Origin of the sequence: Undibacterium sp. 5I2 (assembly GCF_035019605.1) — a bacterium.
Lineage (GTDB): Bacteria > Pseudomonadota > Gammaproteobacteria > Burkholderiales > Burkholderiaceae_D > Undibacterium.
Genome location: NZ_JASJVS010000005.1, coordinates 117,700 through 124,617, shown reverse-complemented (window position 1 = coordinate 124,617; position 6,918 = coordinate 117,700). Strand labels below are relative to the sequence as shown.

4 protein-coding genes and 1 rRNA gene are annotated in these 6,918 nt (G+C 50.9%); 3 read left to right on the top strand and 2 right to left on the bottom strand.

The annotated features are described in order from the left end of the window. Window positions 1-61: 61 nt before the first annotated feature. Window positions 62-1,605, bottom strand: a 16S ribosomal RNA gene (locus QN359_RS03715). A 505-nt stretch (window positions 1,606-2,110) separates the two neighbouring features. Here QN359_RS03715 and alkB point away from each other — a divergent pair. The 3 genes from alkB to QN359_RS03700 all read left to right on the top strand — a co-directional run bounded on the left by alkB (window position 2,111) and on the right by QN359_RS03700 (window position 4,259). Continuing rightward, window positions 2,111-2,764, top strand: coding sequence for a DNA oxidative demethylase AlkB (alkB, locus tag QN359_RS03710; RefSeq protein ID WP_322247327.1), 654 nt, complete (start codon window positions 2,111-2,113; stop codon window positions 2,762-2,764). Window positions 2,765-2,783: 19 nt separating this feature from the next. Next, a complete protein-coding gene (locus QN359_RS03705) occupies window positions 2,784-3,686 on the top strand; it encodes a 5'-nucleotidase (protein WP_322247326.1) in 903 nt (300 codons plus the stop codon). A 255-nt stretch (window positions 3,687-3,941) separates the two neighbouring features. Next, window positions 3,942-4,259 carry a hypothetical protein gene (locus QN359_RS03700; RefSeq protein ID WP_322247325.1) on the top strand — a complete coding sequence of 106 codons (318 nt, stop codon included), beginning with the start codon at window positions 3,942-3,944 and terminating at the stop codon, window positions 4,257-4,259. Window positions 4,260-4,356: 97 nt separating this feature from the next. Here QN359_RS03700 and QN359_RS03695 read toward each other — a convergent pair whose 3' ends face one another. Then, entirely contained in the window at window positions 4,357-6,669 is a 2,313-nt protein-coding gene (locus tag QN359_RS03695; RefSeq protein WP_322247324.1) for an NADP-dependent malic enzyme, read from the bottom strand. Between the last annotated feature and the right edge of the window lie 249 nt (window positions 6,670-6,918).

The following is a 6,918-nucleotide window of genomic DNA, read 5'->3' as shown; positions in this document are numbered from 1 at the left end:
TTTCTCGTTATTTAATTTAACAGTCAATAAAAGTGAACACTCAACTACGGCGCTACTCTAGAAAGGAGGTGATCCAGCCGCACCTTCCGATACGGCTACCTTGTTACGACTTCACCCCAGTCACGAACCCTGCCGTGGTAATCGCCCTCCTTACGGTTAAGCTAACTACTTCTGGCAGAACCCGCTCCCATGGTGTGACGGGCGGTGTGTACAAGACCCGGGAACGTATTCACCGCGACATGCTGATCCGCGATTACTAGCGATTCCAACTTCATGCAGTCGAGTTGCAGACTACAATCCGGACTACGATACACTTTCTGGGATTAGCTCCCCCTCGCGGGTTGGCGGCCCTCTGTATGTACCATTGTATGACGTGTGAAGCCCTACCCATAAGGGCCATGAGGACTTGACGTCATCCCCACCTTCCTCCGGTTTGTCACCGGCAGTCTCATTAGAGTGCTCACCTTAAATGTAGCAACTAATGACAAGGGTTGCGCTCGTTGCGGGACTTAACCCAACATCTCACGACACGAGCTGACGACAGCCATGCAGCACCTGTGTTACGATTCTCTTGCGAGCACACCTAAATCTCTTCAGGCTTTCGTACATGTCAAGGGTAGGTAAGGTTTTTCGCGTTGCATCGAATTAATCCACATCATCCACCGCTTGTGCGGGTCCCCGTCAATTCCTTTGAGTTTTAATCTTGCGACCGTACTCCCCAGGCGGTCTACTTCACGCGTTAGCTGCGTTACCAAGTCAATTAAGACCCGACAACTAGTAGACATCGTTTAGGGCGTGGACTACCAGGGTATCTAATCCTGTTTGCTCCCCACGCTTTCGTGCATGAGCGTCAGTGTTATCCCAGGGGGCTGCCTTCGCCATCGGTATTCCTCCACATATCTACGCATTTCACTGCTACACGTGGAATTCTACCCCCCTCTGACACACTCTAGCCATACAGTCTCAAATGCAGTTCCCAGGTTGAGCCCGGGGATTTCACATCTGACTTATATAACCGCCTGCGCACGCTTTACGCCCAGTAATTCCGATTAACGCTTGCACCCTACGTATTACCGCGGCTGCTGGCACGTAGTTAGCCGGTGCTTATTCTTCAGGTACCGTCATTAGCACGCTGTATTAGAGCATGCCGTTTCTTCCCTGACAAAAGAGCTTTACAACCCGAAGGCCTTCTTCACTCACGCGGCATTGCTGGATCAGGCTTGCGCCCATTGTCCAAAATTCCCCACTGCTGCCTCCCGTAGGAGTCTGGACCGTGTCTCAGTTCCAGTGTGGCTGGTCGTCCTCTCAGACCAGCTACTGATCGTCGCCTTGGTAGGCTTTTACCCTACCAACTAGCTAATCAGATATCGGCCACTCCATGAGCATGAGGTCTTGCGATCCCCCACTTTCCACCTTAGTGCGTATGCGGTATTAGCGTAACTTTCGCTACGTTATCCCCCACTCTAGGGTATGTTCCGATATATTACTCACCCGTTCGCCACTCGCCACCAGGCCGGGTTACCCCATTCCGTGCTGCCGTTCGACTTGCATGTGTAAGGCATGCCGCCAGCGTTCAATCTGAGCCAGGATCAAACTCTTCAGTTTAATCTCTGTTTTTGTGTTCATTTCTGAACTCTGTCGTTGCCGACAGATCGCTCACTCAAAATACTGACAGTTCCATCATCTATTGCTAAATGATTTTCCTATTTTATTTCTTGTGAAGCATTTGATATTTTTTAAGCATGCCGACTAAATAAATTTAGTCGGTGCGCTTTCATCAAGTGCTCACATTTATTGACTGTTAATTGTTAAAGAACCGTATTCTTTTCCGCTTCCTCTTGCGAGGTTTGCTACGAAGCGTTGTGTTCGTTAGCAGCAGAGAAACGAGATTATGAGGCATTTGCGCTTGACTGTCAACACCCTGTTTTACTGCGCGGCGTTTTTTAACGCTGCCGGGTTTTGCTGTCTTGCTTACTTTGCTTTACTCTCTCGCTGCACTCGTCAGCGGGAGGCGGACTATATCAAGAGCACGACTACAATGCAAGGGGGTAAAGAAAAGAAATTGCGTCTGGCCTTATACTTAGAAGGTCCAAACGACAATCACATAAGCATGACTTACTCGCTGTTCGACCAAGAAGAATTGACGCACCCATGGAATGAAGCACTGCTGCCGGGTGCCATACTATTACATCGCCATGCGCAGCATCAGGCAGAGGCTTTATCCGCCGCCATCGCTCACATCACGGCACAGGCGCCATGGCGTCAAATGCATACGCCGGGCGGACGTCGGATACAAGTACACAATAGCAGTTGCGGCAGCTATGGTTGGGTTTCCGATGCCCGCGGCTATCGCTACGAAAACTTCGACCCGCTGACAGGACAAGCATGGCCGACCATGCCGCCACTATTCCTCGAACTCGCTGCAGCGGCAGCGGCGGCGGCTGGTTATCCGGACTTCGTACCCGACAGTTGCCTGATCAACCGCTACCTGCGCGATACCAGCTTGTCTCTGCACCAAGATAAAGATGAAGCGGATTTTCAGGCACCCATCGTATCTATCTCGCTCGGCATGTCCGCCAATTTCGTCTTCGGCGGTTTGACGCGTGATGCTAAACTGAGCCGTCTGCTGCTCGAGCACGGTGATGTCTTGGTCTGGGGTGGTGCGGCACGCTTGTTGTACCACGGCGTACAATCACTGTGCGGCAGTGCTGACCCACTGCTCGGTGAACAAAGAATCAATCTGACTTTTCGCAAAGCCAAATAATAAAGGCACACTGATTACTATGGCTTTTTCTCTCGATAACTTATTAGTCGTCGGTATTTCCTCTCGGGCGCTGTTCGACCTCGAAACCGAAGACACGATTTTTCAAACTCAGGGTCTCGACAGCTTTCGCCAACATCAACTGCTTCATGAAAATACGATACTCAAGCCAGGTGCCGGGTTTGCGCTGGTCAAGGCACTGTTGAAATTAAATGCCCTCACTCCCGGTATACGACTGGTCGAAGTCGTGGTCATGTCGCGCAACTCTTCCGAAACCTCCCTGCGTATCTTTAATTCCATTGCGCATTACGGTCTCGACATCACCCGCGCGGCCCTCAGCGGTGGTGCACCGCTGGCACCTTATTTACAAGCGTTTAACATCAGTCTGTTTTTATCCTTGCATGAAGATGATACTCAAGCGGCGATTAATTCCGGTATTGCTTCGGCCATGCTGTATCCGCTGCCACCGAATGCCGCCGATATGGAGCAGATACGGATCGCCTTCGATGGCGATGCGGTGTTATTTTCCGATGAGTCGGAACGGATTTATCAAGAGCATGGGGTCGAAGCGTTTGAACAGCATGAACGCGACAATGCCAACAAGCCCCTGCCTCAAGGCCCCTTCGCCCGTTTACTGATGGCACTGGCTTATTTACAAAACCATTTCAAAACGCCAGACGGTCGGGCTTTCCCTTTGCGCACAGCATTGGTCACGGCGCGCGCTTCACCGGCCCATGAGCGCGTGATCCGTACTTTGCGGGCCTGGAATATTGTGATCGATGAGACGTTTTTTATGGGTGGCGTTAATAAGTCGGCAATTCTGGCGGCATTCAAACCACATATGTTTTTTGATGACCAGCATGGGCACTGCGAGAAAGCTTCCGACGTAGTGCCTACCGGAAGAGTTCCAATAAAACAACTTTGAAACAATTTTTTACTTGTTTCTAAGCATTATCATGGGAAAGATATCAAGTTCAGAATTTTCCTACAAACAGAGCTGACGCGAATCAGTTAGTATTCGAAAAAATGAGTCAGGCTCGTCAGAGCTTGCTTGATTACGCGGCAAACTGCCGTTATGACCAACAGGATTGTGCGCACGTCGTTTCATCAAACACCTCATACGTTTAATACTGAGGCGCTCAACGAACTTCGGCACGGATATGTATTTATGATAATAAGAATGATCGCGGATCTACCCGCATCGTCAACGCTGAGTCAAATCGACGCAGCACAGGCGGAAAAGGGCAATCAATTGCTCAGCCCCGGCCGCGCGAAGTTATCGCTGGTCGTTTCGAATGTGAGTAATGTGGTGCAAAGCTCACCTGTAGCAGCCGCTCACGTCCTCACTCTGCATCAAAATAAGTCGCTGCTGCGCATAGGCTTACGTCAGGCCACCAATGTTTCGTCGGTTTACAGCATGCCAGACGTGCTCACGCCCTTTGAGCGCGAGCGCATCATGGCCAGTGCCAGGCTGTATTCCTACCGTGGTCACAATTAGTTAGTCGGGTGAGGAGCGCAAGCAAACGACAAATAACAATGTCAAAGCAAAAAAAAAGCCACAATCAGACGATTGTGGCTTTTTTACGCGAAACAACTTAGCGTTCAGCAACCACATCAACAACACACAAGGCTGTCATGTTGACGATACGACGTACCGTCGCCGATGGTGTCAAGATATGTACCGGCTTGGCGCAACCGAGCAAGATCGGACCGATTGCCACATTGTTCCCAGCCGTCGTCTTGAGCAAATTGTAGGCGATGTTGGCTGCATCAATATTTGGCATGACCAAGAGATTGGCATCGCCCTTCAATGTTGAGGTCGGCATCATTTTCTTGCGATAGGCACCATCGAGTGCCGTATCGCCATGCATTTCCCCGTCAACTTCGAGGTCCGGTGCATCACGATGAATAATTGCCAAGGCAGCGCGCATTTTTTGCGCCGATTCACTGTTGCTGGAACCGAAATTGGAATGCGACATCAAGGCTACCTTCGGCAGTAAGCCGAAGCGACGCATTTCTTCCGCTGCCAAGATCGTGATTTCAGCGATCTGTTCAGCGCTAGGATTTTCATTGACATGCGTATCGACCAGCACCAATTGACGATCCGGCAGCACCAAGGCATTCATCGCGGCGTTAACCTTGACGCCAGGGCGCTTGCCGAGTACTTGGTTGATGTAATTGAGATGCAAACCGGTGGTGCCAAAGGTACCGCAGATCATGCCGTCGGCATCGCCTTTGTGGATCATCATCGCACCGATGAGCGAGTGACGACGACGCATTTCCAGCTTAGCGTACTGCTCGGTCACGCCACTACGACTTGTCATGGCATGGTAAGTCTGCCAGTAATCACGATAACGTGGATCAAATTCCGGATTGATGACTTCGAAATCGACGCCAGGACGAATACGCAAACCGAATTTTTCTACCCGCTGCGCCAAAATATGTGGACGACCGACCAATATTGGTGCTGCCAGCTTTTCGTCAACGATGACTTGCACCGCACGCAGAATCCGCTCTTCCTCGCCTTCAGCAAAGACGATGCGCTTGCGCTCGGCCGGTGCTTTTTTAGCGATCTGGAATATGGGCTTCATGAAAGTGCCGCTATGGTAGACGAATTGCTGCAATTTTTCGACGTACGCTTGCATGTCTTGGATAGGACGCGCCGCCACACCGCACTCTTCGGCCGCTTTGGCGACGGCCGGTGCGATCTTGATCATCAAGCGCGGATCAAATGGTTTCGGGATCAGGTATTCAGGACCGAATGACAGGTTATCGATGCCGTAGGCCGAAGCGACCACATCCGATTGTTCCGCTTGCGCCAATTCGGCGATCGCGTGAACCACGGCGATTTCCATTTCACGCGTGATGGTCGTGGCACCACAGTCGAGCGCGCCGCGGAAAATATACGGGAAACATAGAACGTTGTTAACTTGATTCGGAAAATCGGAACGGCCGGTCGCCATGATGGCGTCATCACGCACTGCCTTGACTTCTTCCGGCAGAATTTCCGGGGTCGGGTTAGCCAGCGCCAGAATCAAAGGATTGGCGGCCATCAGTTTAACCATGTCCGGCTTGAGCACGCCGGCAGCCGACAAACCGAGGAAAATATCGGCATCGGGCATGACTTCGCGCAGCGTACGTGCGCTGGTATGTTGGGCGAACCGATCTTTATCGGGATCCATCAACTCGACGCGACCAACATAGACCACGCCGGCCAAGTCGGTGACGAAGATGTTTTCCAGAGGAAAGCCAAGATCGACGATCAAGTCAAGACAAGCCAAGGCGGCTGCGCCGGCACCGGAAACGACCAACTTGGTTTTTTTGATGTCTTTGCCAACGACTTTCAAGCCATTGAGGATGGCCGCACCGACAATGATGGCGGTACCGTGCTGATCATCATGGAAAACCGGGATTTTCATCCGCTCGCGCAGCTTGCGTTCTATATAGAAGCATTCCGGTGCTTTGATGTCTTCCAGATTGATACCGCCAAAGGTCGGTTCGAGCGCAGCGATGATGTCGACCAGCTTGTCAGGATCAGATTCATCGATTTCAATATCGAAGACGTCGATGCCGGCGAATTTTTTGAATAAGACGCCCTTGCCTTCCATAACCGGCTTGGAAGCCAGTGGACCGATATTACCGAGTCCCAGTACGGCCGTGCCGTTCGTGATCACGCCAACCAGGTTGCCGCGTGCCGTGTATTTAAACGCGGCAGTAGGATCGGCCACAATTTCTTCGCAGGGAGCGGCCACACCTGGAGAGTACGCCAGCGCCAGATCGCGTTGGTTGGTCAATTGCTTGGTCGGGGTAACACTGATTTTACCTGGTGTCGGGAACTCGTGATACTCGAGCGCTGCCTGACGCAGTTGTTGACGCATTTGTTCTTTTTGATCTGATGACGAATCCATTGGGCCGGCCTTCTTTCTGTTTACTGACGGATAACTTACGTGGGTTGGTAATTTTAGCAGAGGGACCACTCTAACTTTATACGTATTTGTACGACTTCCATGCTTTTAACGCATAAGGATATACAAGAGATTGCACTATTAATAAGTAATTTATAGTAAATAGCTATCGCACATGTTTATACAATCAATTTCACAAATGATTCAGCAAGCTTTACTATGGTCATCAGTTCGAAAGAGAACGAAACTCTT

What these genes read in the sequence shown, in the direction of transcription:
- alkB (WP_322247327.1), top strand. Translation starts at nt 2,111, where the DNA reads ATGACTTACTCGCTGTTCGACCAAGAAGAATTGACGCACCCATGGAAT.
- QN359_RS03705 (WP_322247326.1), top strand. Translation starts at nt 2,784, where the DNA reads ATGGCTTTTTCTCTCGATAACTTATTAGTCGTCGGTATTTCCTCTCGG.
- QN359_RS03700 (WP_322247325.1), top strand. Translation starts at nt 3,942, where the DNA reads ATGATCGCGGATCTACCCGCATCGTCAACGCTGAGTCAAATCGACGCA.
- QN359_RS03695 (WP_322247324.1), bottom strand. Translation starts at nt 6,669, where the DNA reads ATGGATTCGTCATCAGATCAAAAAGAACAAATGCGTCAACAACTGCGT.